This window comes from Aeribacillus sp. FSL M8-0235 (genome assembly GCF_038000355.1).
GTDB classification, from domain to species: domain Bacteria; phylum Bacillota; class Bacilli; order Bacillales; family Aeribacillaceae; genus Aeribacillus; species Aeribacillus composti.
Genome location: NZ_JBBOBW010000001.1, coordinates 3,187,698 through 3,207,142 on the forward strand (window position 1 = coordinate 3,187,698; position 19,445 = coordinate 3,207,142).

14 protein-coding genes and 1 pseudogene are annotated in these 19,445 nt (G+C 37.2%); 3 read left to right on the forward strand and 12 right to left on the reverse strand.

Annotation, left to right across the window (positions count from 1 at the left end):
- Position 1 precedes the first annotated feature (1 nt).
- Positions 2-502, forward strand: a complete 501-nt coding sequence (locus NSQ71_RS15625; protein ID WP_066250760.1) for a PTS sugar transporter subunit IIA — start codon at positions 2-4, stop codon at positions 500-502.
- 761 nt (positions 503-1,263) lie between these two features.
- Here NSQ71_RS15625 and NSQ71_RS15630 read toward each other — a convergent pair.
- The 8 genes from NSQ71_RS15630 to NSQ71_RS15665 all read right to left on the reverse strand — a co-directional run bounded on the left by NSQ71_RS15630 (position 1,264) and on the right by NSQ71_RS15665 (position 12,082).
- Positions 1,264-1,503, reverse strand: coding sequence for a hypothetical protein (locus NSQ71_RS15630; protein WP_130157206.1), 240 nt, complete (start codon positions 1,501-1,503; stop codon positions 1,264-1,266).
- Between the two features lie 417 nt (positions 1,504-1,920).
- A complete protein-coding gene (locus NSQ71_RS15635; protein WP_340734194.1) occupies positions 1,921-3,207 on the reverse strand; it encodes an IS110 family transposase in 1,287 nt (428 codons plus the stop codon).
- A 118-nt stretch (positions 3,208-3,325) separates the two neighbouring features.
- Positions 3,326-4,762 (reverse strand): ATP-dependent nuclease, encoded by a 1,437-nt coding sequence (locus NSQ71_RS15640; protein WP_340734195.1) that lies wholly within the window; start codon positions 4,760-4,762, stop codon positions 3,326-3,328.
- A 197-nt stretch (positions 4,763-4,959) separates the two neighbouring features.
- Positions 4,960-5,301 (reverse strand): restriction endonuclease, encoded by a 342-nt coding sequence (locus NSQ71_RS15645; protein WP_340435231.1) that lies wholly within the window; start codon positions 5,299-5,301, stop codon positions 4,960-4,962.
- Between the two features lie 117 nt (positions 5,302-5,418).
- A complete protein-coding gene (locus tag NSQ71_RS15650) occupies positions 5,419-8,667 on the reverse strand; it encodes a type I restriction endonuclease subunit R (protein WP_340734196.1) in 3,249 nt (1,082 codons plus the stop codon).
- Between the two features lie 40 nt (positions 8,668-8,707).
- The gene (locus NSQ71_RS15655; RefSeq protein WP_340734197.1) at positions 8,708-9,961 is read right to left on the reverse strand and encodes a restriction endonuclease subunit S; all 1,254 of its coding nucleotides are present in this window, start codon (positions 9,959-9,961) and stop codon (positions 8,708-8,710) included.
- On the reverse strand, positions 9,951-11,468 hold the full coding sequence (locus NSQ71_RS15660) for a class I SAM-dependent DNA methyltransferase (RefSeq protein WP_340734439.1): 1,518 nt from the start codon (positions 11,466-11,468) through the stop codon (positions 9,951-9,953). The genes NSQ71_RS15655 and NSQ71_RS15660 overlap by 11 nt, the downstream gene beginning before the upstream one ends.
- Before the next feature lie 20 nt (positions 11,469-11,488).
- Positions 11,489-12,082 carry a helix-turn-helix domain-containing protein gene (locus NSQ71_RS15665; protein ID WP_094244793.1) on the reverse strand — a complete coding sequence of 198 codons (594 nt, stop codon included), beginning with the start codon at positions 12,080-12,082 and terminating at the stop codon, positions 11,489-11,491.
- A 1,344-nt stretch (positions 12,083-13,426) separates the two neighbouring features.
- On the opposite strand from NSQ71_RS15665, the pseudogene NSQ71_RS15670 reads away from it, so the two are divergent.
- Positions 13,427-13,591, forward strand: a pseudogene (locus NSQ71_RS15670) (DUF4368 domain-containing protein); the annotation flags it as partial.
- Between the two features lie 227 nt (positions 13,592-13,818).
- On the opposite strand, the gene NSQ71_RS15675 reads toward NSQ71_RS15670, so the two are convergent.
- From NSQ71_RS15675 to NSQ71_RS15685, 3 genes are all read right to left on the reverse strand, one after another.
- A complete protein-coding gene (locus NSQ71_RS15675; RefSeq protein WP_340734198.1) occupies positions 13,819-14,340 on the reverse strand; it encodes a GNAT family N-acetyltransferase in 522 nt (173 codons plus the stop codon).
- Positions 14,341-14,430: 90 nt separating this feature from the next.
- Complete coding sequence (locus tag NSQ71_RS15680) at positions 14,431-14,619, reverse strand: nucleotidyltransferase domain-containing protein (RefSeq protein WP_340734199.1); 189 nt, start codon at positions 14,617-14,619, stop codon at positions 14,431-14,433.
- A gap of 276 nt (positions 14,620-14,895) precedes the next feature.
- Positions 14,896-15,897 carry a serine hydrolase domain-containing protein gene (locus NSQ71_RS15685; RefSeq protein ID WP_340734200.1) on the reverse strand — a complete coding sequence of 334 codons (1,002 nt, stop codon included), beginning with the start codon at positions 15,895-15,897 and terminating at the stop codon, positions 14,896-14,898.
- A 432-nt stretch (positions 15,898-16,329) separates the two neighbouring features.
- On the opposite strand from NSQ71_RS15685, the gene NSQ71_RS15690 reads away from it, so the two are divergent.
- A complete protein-coding gene (locus tag NSQ71_RS15690; protein ID WP_027725928.1) occupies positions 16,330-17,559 on the forward strand; it encodes an IS110 family transposase in 1,230 nt (409 codons plus the stop codon).
- A gap of 642 nt (positions 17,560-18,201) precedes the next feature.
- Here the strand turns inward: NSQ71_RS15690 and arr are convergent.
- Positions 18,202-18,627 (reverse strand): NAD(+)--rifampin ADP-ribosyltransferase, encoded by a 426-nt coding sequence (gene arr / locus NSQ71_RS18590; protein ID WP_445684712.1) that lies wholly within the window; start codon positions 18,625-18,627, stop codon positions 18,202-18,204.
- Between the last annotated feature and the right edge of the window lie 818 nt (positions 18,628-19,445).

A 19,445-nucleotide genomic window follows, 5' to 3' on the forward strand; every position in this document is an offset into this window, starting at 1 on the left:
TATGTTAAAAAAAATATTTGCGAAAAATCCCAAAACTATTATAGAAGAAATTTTTTCACCTATGTATGGCGAAGTAATTTCATTATCAGAAGTACCGGATCCCGTGTTTGCCCAAAAGATGATGGGGGATGGGATAGCGGTTATTCCTAAAGACGGAAAGGTGGTGTCCCCTGTAAAAGGACAAATTATTCAAGTATTTCCTACTAAGCACGCAATAGGTATTCGAACAAAACATGGGTTAGAAGTATTAATTCACGTTGGACTAGATACGGTTGAATTAAATGGTGAAGGTTATGAAGTAACTGTGAGTGAAGGGCAAAAAGTAAAAATTGGAGATCCCATAATGAATGTTGATATAGAATTTATTGAAAAAAATAATAAAGAAATCGTAACGCCAATTATTATTACAAATAGCGCTGAAAAGACTGAGAAAATAGTTGTGCGGGAAGCTGGTGAAATACAAAGGGGAGAGTATATATTGAAATGCTATGTTGTAAATTAGGGCAATTTCATCCTAACATCCGAAATACCGCGAAAAATTTTGCGAATCCCCTAGATGATGCACATTCTTACCAAGCATTTGTGCATTTTCCAAATATTTTTCTGTAAAATGATGCAAGGTATTTTCTGCAAGAAGAAAATTCAGAGTGTCGCAGTATATCTTTATCAAAATTTTGTATAAATATACATATATGTGATCTATCCATCAAGGGCTTGACATGGATCTTCTGTAGCCATGATTCTTTAGCCAAGCGCCAGCTTCAACAGTTTTGGCAAAACCAAAAAAGGTTATCATGGCTCCTCCTCCATGTAAAGCTCCTTTGCATATCACTGCATAAGGATTTTGCAATTCTCTGCACTTTTATTTTCAAAAAACAAACCTATTGTAATTAAGTTTATTATAATCTCCCTGTTCTCCGTGTCTAATTTTTAGACTAACATCAATTTTATGTTTCTATTACTTAAATACCTTATTGTTCTTAGCTAATATTATATATCCTAAAATAACAGCTTTTCTGTTCTAAGCCTTTTTATAAAGTTATCAATGGCATCACTTTCATTATTAAATATTACTTCCGAACCTGTTACAATATTGGATCTTTATTATCATGGATAACATAAAAAGGATTCAAAAACCCCTCTTCTCTGAACCATTTATTACGGTCAAATTTAATTTCCATTAACTATTAATTTTATTTCATCGACATGGAATAGCTTAGAAGCTTTGGATAAGTAGTGCGGTCAAATTAAAATGTTTATTTTCTATCTACCTATTTTTCCCATCGTTATCATATATAAAAATTTGAAAATTTGATTCTCATTTCCCCTCTCGATAATTGAAAAATTTTGTCTTTCATCCACATTATATAAGATCCAATTATCACCTTCAAAGTAGCAACCTGTTGAAAATGGTACATTGGTTTTTCTACCAATAACAATATTCAATTCTTCCAAATCTATGCCTAACTCTTTTATTTTATTTTCATATTCAGTTCGTGTCATTTTTTACCAACCCCCCTCTATAAAATAAAGTTTTTCTTAGAATTACTCGCATTTTCTCCGGAAATCTGCACCAATTGTTTTTACTTGTCAATCAATTCATGGATATTATAGGTATTTTACCTAATAAATGGATGTTTGAGTTGACTTCGTGTAAGACAAAGGTTCTATTTACCTTTATCTGGTAACAAAGATATGATCGCACATAGGGATCTCCACAACGCTCATGGCGGTTTACCCTCCCATGTCTCACAGAGTCAAAGCTCTTACATTCCTTCGTTCTACCTATCCATGAGGTGGAGGCCGGAAAAGCTCCTTTACTGGGTCATGCCCGAATGGTACAAATCACTCCGGCTTCTCCGTGCTTCAATTGTCAAGGTCACAAGTCACAGTTGGGCGATTTCCTTTGATTGATGCGTTTTAAGCAACCTGTTTCTGATTCTGAAGATGAGGCATATCTTGAATCATTCTCTCTTCACTAAACGCACATTGACGACGGCCTATCACAAACATAACGCGAATAAGCTTACCACATAAGGCAATCAACGCTTGTTTTCCTGTGAGCGGATTTTCCGGACGGTGACGATAGTATTCATGCAGACGCTTAAAGGCCGGATTGGTGGCGGCTAAGGGCATGGCGACCCGGAACAAAAGGGCTCTTAAACGTTTGCGGCCTCTTTTGGTTATCGTTGTCCGGCCCTTATGCTCGCCGGATTCGTTCTTTCGCAAGTTCAATCCCGCTAATTTTAGGATTTGGCGTGGATGATGATATTGCGAAAGATCGCCGACCTCGGCAAAAAAGCCGACGACGGTCATCACCCCGATACCCTTTATTGCGCTGATTTCCTTAGCCCCGGGTATGGTCAGAACCATCTCGCTTAATTCCTTAGCTAACTCGTCAATACGGGCCGTTAAATCGTCATATTGCTCCATTAAATACCGCAATTCCTTTTTAGCGAATCGTACACCTACCGATAAGCCCACTGATTTTGCAGCGGCTTCCTTAAGCTTTTGAACACGCTTCATGCCGACCGCGCGTCGAGCTGCCTTCTTGATCTCAAAAAGAATGGTTTCTTCAGGCATTTTCACAATGTCTTGGGGGAAAAGGCCCGCGCGTAAGATTTGAAGAGCGGCGTTGCCTTCCCAATTCTTAAAGACCGTAAGAAACTCGGGAAAATAGCGATCCAGCACATTATGGACTTTGGCTTTAATCGCATTGCGATCCTGAACCATTTGATCATAAAGCTTCATGCCTTGTCTGAGATCAGCATAGATGCTTTCGGGCAGCGTGGGTTCGGAATAGCGCCCGTCTTTCACAAGTTGGGCAATCACCTTCGCGTCCTTCGCATCATTCTTTGTCGGCGAATTGTCGTCCAGCTCTTTACTTCTTTTCACATGTAACGGGTTGACTACAACGCATTTAATATCATGTGTTTTTAGGTAATAAGCCAGAGTCATCCAATAATGACCAGTTGGCTCCATTCCGACAATGACCGTATTCTTTTGATGACGACCCTTCAAATGGTCTATCCATTGTGTCAGGGTTTGAAAGCCTTTGAGATCGCTCGTAAACACTAGGCGATTAGCTAGGTCAATGCCTCTAAAATCTTGCGCCCGAGCGACATGTTTGTGCTTAGCAATATCAACACCGACGATCAATGTGTTCTCTGTGATTTGAGAGATTTTGCGATTTTGGTTATAATTCATGTATGAGTCCTCCTTGGTTTCCTAAATTAGAGGTCAACATCCGTTGACACTCCGTACTATACCAAGAGGGCTCTATTTTTGTACAACCCGAAAAACCGCTATTTTGCCTCATTTTTCTTCAATACAGGAATGCTTCTTTTTCATAATAAATATACGGCTTTACATCAATGTCAGTAACTATCGAAATAGGAATATTCAATTTTGGGTAATTTAATTCTTCAATCCAATGCTCAGATCTGGAAAATAACTTTATATAACGTTCAAATGAAGTTCCATGAACATTTATTACTGAAATACCGCTCTTATGCAAAGGTAACCCAATTAGTTCTGCTAAAGCAGGAATTAATAACATTTCTGATTCTCCTTCGACAAGGATGATTCCCTTTGCAAAAAATAAATTACATTTAGTAGCATCTAAAAATCGTTCTAAAAATTTATAGTCATTCTCGTTTAATAATGTATAGTCCTTACTCATTGGATAACAAAAATTATTATGAACCATAATTATATTACTAGGATTAATAGATGAAACTAAATTCGAGCTATGTGTTGTTAAAATAAATTGACTTGAATAGTTACTTTTCTCAAGTTCAGATTCTAAAAACTTAATTAATCTTATCTGAGCTTGTGTATGTAAATGCGCTTCTATTTCTTCTATAAGAGTTATATTAGGACCTATAGATTCGGATTCATTCAAAAAATTATTTAATAACAACATTTCAGTTGCTATAAAAAGCAAATTTTGATTTCCTAACCCTAAATTTATCTCTTCTGTATTTAAGCTTAATTTTCTCAAAATCGAAGTTAGATCATTCTTTGAAACGTTAAACTTTGCTTTAGACTTTTTTAATTCAGTATTGTCATAAAAATCACCCAAAATATTTTCTATATCTTTTATCAATGAGTGACCTTTAGTATATTCTTTTTGGAAAAATTTCTCTATTTTTATATTTGCTTCTTCCATAACTTGCACTAATTCATTTGATTCACCACTTTGAAATATTGGATGAGCTTTCAAAATATTTACTAACCTTGATCTAAAGCCAGGCTTCAATTCTGAATTAGCATCTCTTAGTGGTTTTAGATAAGTTGTTTTTAATAAATCTCGTGCTTGGCTATTTAATCTTAGTTCACAATTTACTTCACCAGCCAATATTTTTTTATCTATATACTCTTTACCGTTTTCATTTGTTTTTCTTTCCGCTTTTAATATAACTCTTAACTGATATTCATTATCTGCATCAAATGAAAGCCATTCTAAAAAAATACCTGCTTCCTTTTCATTTAAATCGGTAAAAATCCCTTCTATAATAAATGATTTTGCGAATTCATCTTTATTTATACAGTAAAAGTCCTCCATAGTAATCTTCTCATAATCATCACTTAAACTTCCCAATAAATATCTTATTGCATCAATAATAGCTGTTTTGCCTGAATCATTTTCACCAACTATTAAGTTTAGATTTTTATTAAAATGTACTGTTAAACCAGGACTAGAATCTTCCCGCTCTGCAAATTTCCTAAAATTATATAAGTTTAGTGTTTTTAAATACATAATTCTCTCTCCTAAATAAGTAAGTAATTTATTATTACCATATAAAGAAGTTCCTTAGTTATAGGGTTTCCGTTGTTATTTAAGACGAAATCATATTTCTCAGTACTTTTAAATTATTCGTACATAATTAAAAAATCATTATGAGTATCATGAAACTAATTACAGAAATTACTCTAATAACTTTTTAAAATTTTCTTTCAGAAATACATATGATAAGGACTTCCAAGTGACTCATCATAAACATAATCACCAATAACTTCTCCTATATGTATGGTACGATTAAATTTTGAAGGCAAAACTACTAAATCACCTTGTTCCATTGCATGTGCAATAGGCCAAATTTGAGATGCCCAGTTGATTGCCGTTTTTTCTTTATCTAAATCATAGTGTTCGATTAGACGTTTATATAAGCCTTCTTTTGAAGCTATTTCTCTTAGATTTATATTAAGATCATCCCACGTTAAATAGATTCTTTCATCAACTAAAAACTTGTTTTCAAACTCTCCTTGTTTTCCTGCACGAAATAGCCAAACAGTCATTATAAAACTCCTTTCTTAAATCTAAATCCCAAAATACGTTTTGAAATCTACTTTTTAATAAAGAAAATGTCAGTCACCTCTAAAAAGTATTTCAAGAAATGACTGACACTGATGCACTTATATTTCATATTCACCTTTAGATTCCGCAGCCTTTAGCGTATCCCAATCCCTTACTTCTGTATGCTCCGCCATCAACTCTGCTTGACGCATAACTGTGTCTAAAGCTTTTTTCGCTTGTTCTGGTGGATAATCATACTTCTTCAATAGTCGCTTAATAATTCTCCTCATTCCTGCACGGGCGCTTTTTCGAACATGCCAGTCAATGGTCATGTTCCGTCTAATTGCTTGAGTCAGTTCATTGGCGATTTTGCGTAAGACTTCATCTTCCATTAACTCTTTAACTATAGACTCAGATGTTAAAGCATCGTAAAAGGCAATTTCATCTTCATTTAATCCTAGATCTTTTTCTTCTTCTCGTTCTTTTTTCATGTCCTTTGCCATTTGAATTAGTTCTTCCATGACTTCGGCATTCGTAATGAATTGGTTTTTATATTTGTTTAGGGATTGTTTTAGCTTTTCTGAGTATTTTTGTGATTTAACAAGATTGCGTCTTTCCATTGTTTTGATGTTGCCTTCCAGCAATTTTTTAAGCATTTCAAGGGCTAAATTTTTATATTCATATGAACGTACTTCTTCGAGAAATTCTTCCGATAATATAGATACATCAGGATGTTTCAATCCCATCACTTCAAATACATCAACTACTTCTTCTGAAATAATGGAACGTTCGAGTAATTGATTAACGCGGGCTTCGATTTCTTTTTTCGTCTTCCGCTTCGGCTGTTTTTCTTGTAATTTATTTAGGCTTGCCTTAACCGCTTTAAAATAACTAACTTCAAGGGCTGCTGCTTTTCCTTCATCCGTCGCTGCACATAGTGAATGCGCCTTCGCTAGCTCGGTTGCCGTCTTTTTGAATTCTTTTTGTTCTTTTTCACTCTTACCAAAAATGACATTCATTCCGCCAGTGATGGCTCGAATACGAGCTGCTTGGGATGAACCCATATAAGCAGAGTAATCAAACCCATGCATCATATCTTGCAGGATTTCAAGTTTCTCTTTCATCACAGCAATTGTAGCCGATGTATCGATACCTGTTGTTTTCTTATCACTTTCGGTATATTGATTTAAAGCTTTCTTTAAGCTTTCTAATATTCCAATATAATCGACAACCACACCGCCTGATTTATCTTTAAATACACGGTTTACCCGTGCGATTGCCTGCATGAGATTATGACCCTTCATCGGTTTATCGATGTACATCGTATGCATGGAAGGTACGTCAAATCCAGTCAGCCACATATCACGTACAATGACGATTTTTAGTTCATCACTATTATCTTTCATTCTTTTTGCCAATAAATCCCGCCGTTTTTTTCCACCAATATGCGGCTGTAGGAAATCATCCTCTCCAGCACTGCCTGTCATGACGACTTTAATTTTACCTTTATCATCATCATCTGAATGCCAATCTGGACGTAATTTGACAATTTCGTTATAAAGTGCGACACAAATACGGCGACTCATACAGACGATCATTGCTTTTCCGTCAATTGCTTTTGCCTTTTCTTCGTAATGATTGACTATATCTTTTGCCAATTGTTTTATGCGGTTAGGTGAACCGACGATGGCTTCGAGCCTCGACCATTTGGACTTGTATTTTTCACGTACTGATTCTTCCTGATCTTCGGTAATCTCTTCAAATTCTTCATCGATCTTAGCTAATTCTTCTTCATTGGCTTCCAAGCGGATAATACGGTTTTCATAATAAATTTTAACCGTTGCTTTGTCTTCAACTGCTCGCGTCATATCATAAATGTCAATATAATTACCGAAAACAGCGGGCGTTGACTTATCTTCCAGCTCAATCGGTGTTCCTGTAAAACCGATAAAGGAAGCATTCGGAAGTGCATCACGAAGATATTTTGCATATCCATATTTCACTTCGCCTGTTTTCGTATCTGTCTTTGCAGAAAAACCATATTGACTGCGATGAGCTTCATCCGCAATAACAATCACATTTTTACGATCGGTTAAAACCGGCATTTCGCCATCTTCCGGTTTGAACTTTTGAATCGTTGTAAAAATAATACCGCCTGATTCTCGATCATTGAGAAGATCATATAATCCGTTTATCTCTTTGGATTTTTCGTTGGCTTGTTGTTTTTTCTGTTCCTCACTCAATTTGCGGACATCTGCTTGTTTCGGTGTTTGTCTTAAAATATCCTTTGATTTAGAAAATGTCGAAAATAATTGGTCATCTAGATCGTTGCGGTCAGTAATTACTACAATAGTTGGATTATTTAGCTGCTTGACAAGCTGTGCTGCATAAAAAACCATTGAAAAACTTTTACCCGAACCTTGTGTATGCCATATAACACCGATTTTACGGTCTCCATTCTCACTGGTCGCTATTTTTGTCTTTTCCACCGCTTTTTTTACCGCAAAATATTGGTGATAGGCTGCGAGAATTTTGGCAATCGTTTTTCTTTCGCCGATTTTCTTCCCATTTTCATCCCGTTCTTCTTCTTTGGATTCCTGAAAGAGAATAAAGTTTTCAATAATATCAATAAGCCGGTCTTTTGCCAGCATCCCTCTTAACAACACTTCATATTGCGGCACTTCAAGTGGTTCAATGTTTTCCCCATCCACCGTCCGCCAATTCATAAAACGTTCTTGACTTGCGGTAATCGTTCCCGCTTTCGCATTAATCCCATCGGATAAAATACAAAACGCATTATAATAAAATAAAGATGGAATATAACGTTTATACGTTTGAATCTGTGCATAGGCATTATCGATACTCACATTTTCATCAGATGCTGATTTTAATTCGATAACGACGAATGGGATGCCATTTATAAAAATAACTAAATCCGGGCGGCGTTCTTCTTTTTCAACGACCGTAAATTGATTAACAACGAGAAAATCATTATTAGCTGGTTCTTCAAAATCAATCAAGAATGCCTTCATCGAACGGCTATGACCATCTTGATGAAACGACACATCAATGCCTTCAGTGATTAATTTGTGAAAATGACGGTTGTTTTCTTCTAAGCTTGGACTATTAAAAGCTATAATTTGCCGAAATGCTTCTTCTATTGCTTCATGTGGCAAATGGCGATTATGTTTAAACAAAGCATCTTTTACACGGTCTTCTAAAATTACGGTACGATAATCTTTGCGTTCTGGTCTTTCCCCATCACAACTAATGTCCGGACCAAAAACATAGTCATAGCCAAGCTCCTGGAGAATTTCTATAGCTGCTTCTTCCAGCTTATCTTCTGTAAAATTTTCTAAAAAACTCATTCTCCTCTCCCCTTTCGAAACGGGATATGACATTTATTCTTTAATTTTTTTCTGATAACACTCCATCTTCCATTGGGATACGGATTTCTCCAGACATTAATTTAGGTAATAGAATATCACGAACAGCTTTTAATTTTTTTGACTCAATTTTTAAGTTAATTATGTCATTAATTATGGTACCTAGTATCTCATTAGCCTTTTCATATACATTCGAAGTAGGAATTAACACTTTAGAATCAGTAAGATCTTTTCGTTTTATATGACCCATAGTTGTAGCCTTACTATTTGCTATATTAATGAATCTATCTAAATGTCTTTTAATCCAAAAGTAATAAAACCATTTATTATATTTTTGTGAAGTAACTTTAAATAAATGTTGATTCAGCCCACACTTTCCACCACACCAAATACCTATCATTAAAGTACCTGACCATGAAAAAATAATATCGCCATCATTGATAATATATTTGTCTTCAATATTCGCTGAACATCTATCACTATTTATATCTAGTTCACCGTTTCTTAATTCCTTTATCTTTAAAACAGGGAGAGATAATTCATCTTCTTTTGGTCTATATTTTTGCATAGCTAATCCATTAAGGTAATCTGCAATTTTATCTAAACTTGAAACTTCCCACCCCTTTGGTATCATCCCCAACTCACTTTCAACCATTTCGCCGCCACTTGATTTATATGGCTCACCATTCTCATTTGGAAACTCAAAGTCAACAAACCAATGTTTAAACAATGCTTGTGCCATTTCTTCAAGCTTTTCGTTGATTTGATTGTTGGTTTCAATTTTTTCGTCTAAGGTTGAAAGAATGTTTGCAATTGCCTTTTGTTCTTCTAACTTTGGTAAATCTATTTCTAATCCTCCAATTACGCTTGGTTTAATTGAAGGGTATGCTGATGTACTTGTCTCAGCAATTGATTGCAAATAATTTACTATTGAGTCCTGAGTTAAATACCAATATAAATATTCTGGATTCACTTTCTTTAAATTAGGTGATAATACTGCGAATCCTGTAGAAACTATTAAATTTTCTATCTCTTTTCTAATAATTCCATAATGTCTTTGATTAGGTCTAACAGTAGAAATCAAAATATCATTTACCTTAACTTTTCTCTTAGCTCGACTAGGGAGCTTGTCTTTTCCGACAATTAATTTTTGTATTTCATTAATTGTACCTCTTGTTAAATTAGAAGTATCAAGGTAATAAATATATTTTATATCATCACTTTTTGATATATTTTCTGAGTTTATTTCACACAATTCTTCAATTTTATACTTCATACCCAATCCCCCCTAGATTCTTTCTAATCTCTTCTTCCAATCGGTGGGATTTTTCAAATAGTTCTCTTAATTCACTCGTGAGGGTTTCCATTTTTTCTTCAAATGGTATACCATCATCCTCGACATCACTTATTCCAACATAGCGTCCGGGAGTTAATACATAGTCATTTTTACGTACATCTTCTAACGTCGCTGATTTACAGAATCCCTTGATGTCTTCATATTTCCCATCTGGTTTACGCCAGTTTCGGTATGTTCCTGCAATTTTTTGAATATCTTCTTCCGTTAATTCACGCAGGCGACGGTCAACCATTTGACCCATGTTTCGAGCATCGATAAATAGAATTTCATGTTCACGGCTTCGGTATTTAGGATGATTTTTCTTATTACGGTTTAAAATCCATAAACAAACTGGAATACCTGTTGAATAGAATAATTTGTCAGGCAAAGCAACAATGGCATCGACTAAATCCGCTTCGAGTATGTTTTTACGGATTTCCCCTTCATTCGATGTATTGGAACTTAACGAACCATTGGCTAATACAATACCAGCAGCGCCATTTGGTGCTAGGTGATAGATTATATGCTGTAACCATGCATAGTTGGCATTGCTCGCAGGTGGTGTACCGAATTTCCAACGAACATCATCAACTAATTCATTTCCGCCCCAGTCACTCACATTGAATGGAGGATTGGCAAGGATGAAATCTGCTTTCAGCGTTTTATGTAAATCATTATGGAACGTATCCGCATGATGATCGCCGATATTCCCCTCAATTCCACGGATAGCAAGATTCATTTTACAAAGCTTCCAAGTCGTCGAATTCAATTCTTGACCGTAAATCGAGAGGTTATCAATTTTTCCTTGATGGCGTTCAACAAACTTTTCACTTTGAACAAACATGCCGCCGCTGCCACAACAAGGGTCATAAATTCGCCCTTCATACGGTTCAATCATTTCAACCAATGTTTTGACAACACTTTGTGGCGTATAGAACTCGCCACCGCCTTTTCCTTCTGCACTGGCAAACTTACCTAAAAAATATTCATAAACACGACCAAGTAAGTCTTTTTCTTGTTTGCTGTGCAATTTAATGGTTGAAATGAGGTCTATCAGTTCTCCTAAACGGCGTTTATCAATCTCAGGGCGGGCATAACGTTTATCTAACACACCTCTAAGTGACGGGTTTTCTTTTTCAATTTCAATCATCGCTTCATCAATATATTGACCGATTTTCGGATCTTTCGCATGGTCTTTAATGAAGCTCCAACGTGAATGTTTCGGTACCCAGAAAATATTCTCTGCTGTATATTCATCGCGGTCTTCTTCAAAACCTTCTCCTTCTTCAACTAACTCGTTATACTTCATTTCAAACTTATCAGAAATGTATTTTAAGAAAATCAATCCTAAGACTACGTGTTTATATTCGGATGCATCCATGCTTCCACGTAATTTGTCAGCCGCTTTCCAAAGTGTTTCCTCAAAACCAATCTTTGCTGTGTCCATCATCATGTCTCCTTTTAAATCTAGTAATTATAATCATCGAATACTTCGAATAATTCACTTTCAAATTCATCTTGTTCAGGACCTGTTGACACCCAATCTGGTAACACTTCTAAATAATGTGCTAAAGCTTCTATTGTTTTATGGAAAACCGGTTCATGCTGTGCCTTATCTAAAAGTTCAAGAACCAATTTAAATGTGTCGAGATAAGGTTGATGTTCAGCACGATTAAGCATGTTCCGAAATTTTTCAATTAGTTTGGCTTTTTCAATAGCATGTTCAATTTGATTCAATTCCTCTTTGTCATAAACCGGCACTTCAACAAGATCATTTTCTTCCCCAATGAGGAACTGTTCTTCATGTTTCGTGATAATAGGCTGTAAATCCCGTTTTAATTTTTCTTTTTGAATCTCCAGTTTATCTAAATCAGTTAATTCTTTTGAAAAGTATTTAGCGTCTATGCCAAAAATTTGTTCCAACGTAGGTAAATGTTTTTTAGAGATCTTTTGCTTTCTTTTAATCCAAAGATTAATATTTTGCTTTTTAATTCCAAGCTTTTCGGCCAGTTCAATTTGCTGCATACCATAAAGTTCAAGGATGTATTCTAAGCCTATCAATTGATCACCTACCAAAATATTGTCTGGGTCAATATAGTTATATTGTAATAGGTAAATAGTTTCCAGTCAATCAAACATTTACTATTATTGTGTTTTATGGGGCAAAACTGAAATGACAATACGATTTGTTAAAAACGGCCGCATGAATAGATGTGTTATAAGAAAAAATAAATTAGAAACATAAAAGGAACGCATAAAAAATTAACATATACTTCCAATTAGGATATAATATAATTACTTTATTTATAACATGTGGTGCTAGTTGAATGTCACAATCCTGTTACTTTCAAGTGTTTTCCGTATTTGCAGTGCAATCACGACATGTAGAAAATACATGATCAATTATCGTCCATCGTCATCTAGCACCATGAGTTTTATTTATAATAATTAATCGATTAATCTAAGCATGAAATTCCACAAGGTCTAATGTTTAATAAATTAAGAAAGGATGATAATTTTGGAAGATAATTTAGAGTACTGTCCATTTTGTGGAAGCTGTCTACAAGGAGATCCCATCCCCAAGGAAAAACAACATCATTACAATGCGACACACTTTAGTCGAAAAATCGGGATATCTAGTTTAGAGGAAGACCGTGTAGTAAGGAGGCAATGCCCGGATTGTAAAGGAGAATGGGATCGAACATAACCTTGTAATTCTACAAAGTTATTACCAGACCTTTGTTTCTCTGTGAAAAACTAATTAAGTACCCAACTATTAATAACTGTCCTTTCGATTCCATCATAAAATTATATAGCACTAGGCAAAAATTTTAGGAACAAGGGAACAACTCACGCTAAAGCCTTATTTATAGCGCATTTTGGTTGTTCCATTTGTTCCGGTTTTTTTGGAACAGATTCAAAAATCTATTTCACGTAAAAATAAATCATTGTATCGGGCAAGTCTGGATGGATTATTCCTTCTTTGATTTGTTTCGAATTAATCGGATCTGTCAGTTGTATGATCCATGCAGTAGGCTGGCTTTTGCTAATTCTAACCTTCCGAGTACCTTTAAAATAAGGTTGATTTTGAATATCCTTCACCACTTTATTACTTGTTGAATAAAATGGATCTTTTTCATGGCTCTTATATGCTTCAATAATATTTGTAGGTGCTAGATATAAATAAACATGGCCATCCTTTTGCTTTACACATTTATAATCGACATTTTCATTTAATACGCATTTGAAGCACTTGTCACAAGCGCCTCCTAGAGTGTTAGAAAAAGACACGTGCCACTAACAAGTGTAGTGGTACGTGTTGTGGGTAAAGTCCAAAACACCAGTATTTTCGGGCTTTTCTTTAGTGTACTCTGTCAAACTTGAACTAAAGATCAATCCAAACGAGAACGAAAGAATATGAAACAACTAAAAAATGAATTAAAAGAATATATACATTTCAATAAATTAACTCCTGAGATGCTTCACCGTTTGGTTGATCGAATCGAAATAAAAGAAGACGGTTCACCGAAAATTTATTACCGGTTTGCAAATGATTTTTTAAATGCATAAAGGATATAGGAAAAGCCCGTTTCATTGATTTTCAGAAACGCGCTTTTTCCGAATATTTATTTTTTTATAAGCAACGCGCAGCACTCCACATGCCTCGAGAAGACAGAATGAATGTTATTTGAGTTGTGTGTTCTAGGAAACATAGCCAGTAGGTTTTTAGCACTATCGGTAGGCGGAAACATATCCATTACACTCCACAATAAAGTACAACATATCTGATTCTATAATCATGATTGAGTAGAATTGTCAAAAGAATAAATATAACGTATTTCGGTAAGTTGTTTTCCTGCAATTTCACACATGCATTCATCATCTTCATTGCATCGCCAATTATTCTTTTCGTAAAAATATCTTGCACGTAGGTTTTGTTTTAATACCCATAAATAAATGTTTTGAAAGCCGGATTGTTTTAAATCCAGTAGAGCACTTTCTAATAGCTTACTACCATATCCTTTGCCAAAATACTCGGGTAACAGATAAATGGAGACAATTTCACCCCAACTAAACAGTGATTTATCCCGGGCCTTTCCATAAGCAACACAACCAATTATGCTACCCTTCTCCATCATAACCTGAGCAGTTAAAACTTTATCATTTAACCATGATGTAAAAGCTGGCACCCAAAAATCTTCTTTAAGTTCATCTAAGTAAGTTTGTGGAATAATTCCTTTGTAGGCCAACTTCCAGCTTAAAGCATGAATACGACTAATATCTTTAATATCATTAATTGTAGCTTTTCTAATTTTCAAATAAACACCTCCCTCAATTACTTACACCTTCTAATACCAAAACCACTATTAACATTTTTTCAATTTACTTATATGCTTCCTCTTTACACTCTACACCGCAGGGTTCTGAGGACATGACTTACCATCAATCTCAATAATATCTCTCACAATAGCTAGTTTCGTTGGGATATCTAAAGAATCTTGAATCACTATTAATAAATCAATATCACTGGATTTAGCTATAAAAGCATTAAGCACAATTGACCCATGAAGGTACACACCGATTAATTGATTATCCAAGTACTTTTCCATATATTTATGACTTTATTTATCTGAGCAATCACCTCAGATGGCAAATTATCAAAGCCCATTAATGCTACCATTTTCTTTACTCCTTAGTTTTAGTAACCCTATTCTCCCACAACAGCGTCACTCTATGTATTAACCATTTTTCCTTGCCTAATCATGCCCTCACAAGTAAAACTGCAATTTTTAAGAGTTTTCCATGAGGCAATGTTTTGGGTATCTACATCCGTCGGGATGCGTAGCAATTCTTATGGGTAAGTTTCACGGCCATTAAAGCAGTGGTTCGATTTTATTCTGAATGAACTGGACGCGATCAAAAATCCTGGGTTTGAAGGTACCTGCGATTCCAACGCAAATGCCTTTTGCCTCGTTGACATAGATGACATTTCCTCCATCACCTATGGCTGCATAGATTCGTTTGCTTGCATCTATGATCCACCACAGAAATCCATATGACATTTTCCCAAACCCTTCATCCAAATCGATATATGGCGTTGAAAGGGCATCAATCCATTCTTCAGTTACAATCCTTTTTCCATTATATATCCCTTTCTGAAGGCACATAAGACCTATTGCAGCAAGATCGTTAGCCGACAGAGCAAGTCCCCAACCAGCAGTATTCACATTCTGGGGATCCGCATACCAGACATTACCCTTCGGTTCCTTGCTCATTAGGAAGTTAAACTGATCCTCTTTTGATCTATCTTCCTTATTGATATGACGTGGAATACCAAGGGGTTCAAAGAGACAGGCGTTGGCAAAGTCAACCACCTTCATACCGCTGGCATTTGCTATCACACCTGACAATATCTGAATCCCAAGTGTTGAATACTTAAACTCACCCGTGATGCCTTTTCTTCCGCCAAGAAGGTCAAGAGCCGCTTTTGTCCAGTCATCGCTGGTACAGACCTTTGTCCAGGGTTCAGACTTATACTTGTAGGGAGCCGTCATTGTGAGAAGGTGACGGAGCGTGACATCATAAATCGTCTTTTCTCCTCGCTTCACTTGATAATCTGGGAAGAATTCCAGAACTTTCTGTCCTATACTCTTGATAAGCCCTTTGTCGATGGCAATACCGATCAAAAGCGCCATGACGCTCTTGGTGATCGACATAACATTGAGTGTATCCCCTCGCCGATATCCATGCCAGTAATCCTCATAAACTATGCTTCCGTTTTTGATGGCAGTTATCTCACAAATATTCTTTTCGTTGCCTGTACTCTCTTCTACACAGCTATGCAACTGCTGGAATTCTGTTTTCTTTACAATCATTTTTCCCACTCCTCGTATACTAAGTTTCAGAAAGTTTTTTTATCGAATTTCCAGTCCGATACGCTCCTTGACAATCGCATATCTTGGGTGGTTGCCTTTGTGGGAGGGGCGCGCCCCTCCCACAAAGGGTTGAGCGTACCGGGGTTGGACTTTTCGCAATGTTCCTGGATAATGGTCTTAGGATCATCGGGGATACTCTTCTCACTCCTGTAGCTTTGACTACTTGTAAAGTCTGTCTCCTCGGCCCCTGTTTGGACGTCTAACCCGCAGGCTGTTCCCGTTGGTTTTCCCCATGCTGGAAGGAGCAGCTTCCAGGGCAGCCCATGGTCCAACGTGAGTTCTCATATGCGAGGGTGACTGGTCAACAGGCGCGATCCGGGGGCATCCCGAAGAGTCCTACCCCTCGATCCTACAACAATAGGAGGTGATCTCATGAAACTCTACGTCGGGATCGACGTGAGCTCACGCGACTTAGCCACCTGCATTATGGATCATGAAGGAAATACGTGCGCACGCTTCAAAGTGGATAATCATCTTCTGGGCGCCACCTTCCTTCGGGATCAAATCCTCCTGTGGGCTAACAAGCGAAAGCCAACCGAAATTCTGATCGGGATGGAAGCCACCTCGGTCTACAGTTGGCATCCAGCTATGTTTTTCCACCAGCAGGAGGCCTTGCAGGCTTGGAACGTCAAGGTGTTTACGATCAATCCAAAGCTCATTCGCAAGTTTAAAGAAGCCTATGTCGACTTGGAGAAAACGGATGACATCGATGCTTGGATCATTGCGGATCGGCTTCGCTTCGGCCGTCTGAAGATGACGGCTGTCCTCAAGGAGCAGTTTCTCGCGCTTCAGCGACTGACACGCATGCGATATCATCTCGTCCACCAGTTAACCCGTGAGAAACAGTATTTTCTCCAGCACTTGTTTTACAAATGCAGTTCCTTTACCCAAGAGGTGGACAGTTCGATCTTCGGACATGCCATTCTCGAACTGCTGCTTGAGTCGTGGAGCCTCGATGACATCTGCCAAATGGATGTCAAGCAGTTGGCCGACTTCCTGCGCCAAAAAGGGCGCAATCGCTTTGCCGATCCGGAATGCATCGCCAAGTCGATTCAAAAGGCGGCCCGTTCGTCGTATCGGTTGTCCAAGTGTGTCGAGGATTCCATCGACTTGCTGTTAGGGCTGTCGATTCAATCAATCCGCAGCCTGCAATCGCAGCTCAAAGAGCTCGATAAAGCCATTACCCGCCATCTTGAAGGCATTCCGAACACACTGCAAACCATCCCAGGCATCGGACCGGTTTATACCGCAGGCATCCTGGCCGAAATCGGGCAAATCGAGCGGTTTCACAACCAGGCCGCCTTGGCAAAATATGCCGGCTTGACATGGTCCAAGCACCAATCGGGCCGTTTTCAAGCCGAGGACACCTCCCTCATTCGTTCCGGCAATCGCTATCTCCGTTACTACCTAGTGGAGGCTGCCAACTCGGTGCAACGGCATGATGCGACGTTTCGTGCGTACTACCGGAAGAAGTATGAGGAAGTGCCCAAACACCAACATAAACGAGCCCTCGTCCTCACCGCTAGAAAACTCGTGCGTGTGATCGATGCGCTGCTACGCAACGGTCAAATCTACACGCCAAGAAAGGGGGAAGATCGATAAGAGGATCGATCTGGTATACCAATATCAACCTTTAGACCCAGTTTATTACATGTACCAATACTGGGTTTCTTCAGTATTGCCTTTTTTCGGATCATCGGACAAGGGAATTTCCAATTTCTATGATTTTTCACCTTGACATATTACCGCAGGACTTTAATATCGTTAAAGGATATCCTTGAAACAAAGTTTATTACCATTAAAAATCAATTACAAGACCCATTATAAAATATATTGAATTTCTTGTATCAAAAGAACCGTATCATAGAGATGCCAGGAGCACGAATACTACCATGAATAATTACGCTTACATTTATCCTGTCTCCTCAACCCTAAAACTTGCTTATTCTTTCAACTCAACCCTGCCTAATTTCAGACTCAATTTTTGCCCAAAAAAACCCTCAATATGTTCCCATGAACACACATCGAGGGTATAAATCCAGTGGACAGATTTATTTGAATTTTTATAACCTAGTTTTTTCAAGACTCCCCAAACTTTACTTTTTCAACATCATTACCACCGTCTCTTCATGTGTAGAGCTGATGGGATTGATGTTATTTGATTATGTCCATTCTGGGAAACATATCCACGGCTATCGGTAGACGGGAACATATCGACCTTTAACTTCACATCATTAAATACATTTAGTTAATAATCTCGCCTTTATTTTTGTCTAACTCTTCCCGCCATTCACGTCGCTCTTTAGGTGTCAGTTTCGCCCACTCCGTTACTTCACCAATAATTCTTAAAGGCTCTTTCGAGCGATAAGAACGTGTTAAGTTACCAGGGAATTTTTTATCAGTAACATTTGGGTCGTTTTCAAATTCACCTGTTGGTTCTATTATATAAATGCGTTCCCTTCCTTCTCCTTTTGCTAATGTTGCTGCAAGTCCTGCACCATAGACATTAGCAGTGAAATAGATGTGGTTCATTTTAAGTTCGGGTTTGTAATTTGAAATTCCACCCGCTGTCAGTAAATCACCAACTTTCAAATCTGCCTTTGTCCCATGGTAAAATGGCCCTATATCGGGAGGTGTACCCTTAGCTGAATTTGACAATTCATAATTTATTTTTGCATTTTCAGAATCACCCAACTCCTCATAACACTTGGCAATGTTTAAATATAACGTTGAGTATGCACTTTTAACATTATCATCATTTATCTTTAGGGCACACTGTAGAGATGTCTTCATCCATTTTAATTTATCTGTAATACTCTTTTGTATACGAGCTAAATGATAAGATGCGATAAATCTTTCATAGTCATCTGTTGCTTCATGCCATGCTTTATGAAACATCGTGATTGCATCCTTACTGTTTCCACTGTCCTCCAATCCCATCCCACTCATACAGAGTTTAATAATAGGGTTATTTGGATCAAATCTTATACTCATTTAATCTTACCTCCAAATTAATTAATTGTTATATACCTCAGGCACGCAAACCATCATCAAGTTTCTTAAACAATATATCTAGTCGTGTTTTCTTGCTGGGCTGCGGTGGGTAATTCCGAATAATTGCATGAACTTCAGTTGGTGCCACTTTAATTGCACGATCAATCATGTCGTCGCTTTCAACCTTTGAAGTCTTTGATAACTCAAGTGCATAAGCTGCGTAAACAATTGGTCCTAGTACATGACGTGCCTGTCTCCATCCCTGGTCGCCGTTTTGTAAATCCGTATGGGTATAAGGAACGGCAGAAATCCCAGATGCTACTTTTGTTACATGTTATGCAGGTTCATCTACTTCTTTATCAATTTTAAAGTCTTCCATTGACACTCTACAAAGTTCTTGTCCTCACTTTTCGCCTTGAACTTATTTTATTGCTACTTCTAAAGATTGCCGAAGTCTTGAATCATCAAGATAATTCTTTTCAAAAATAGGTAAT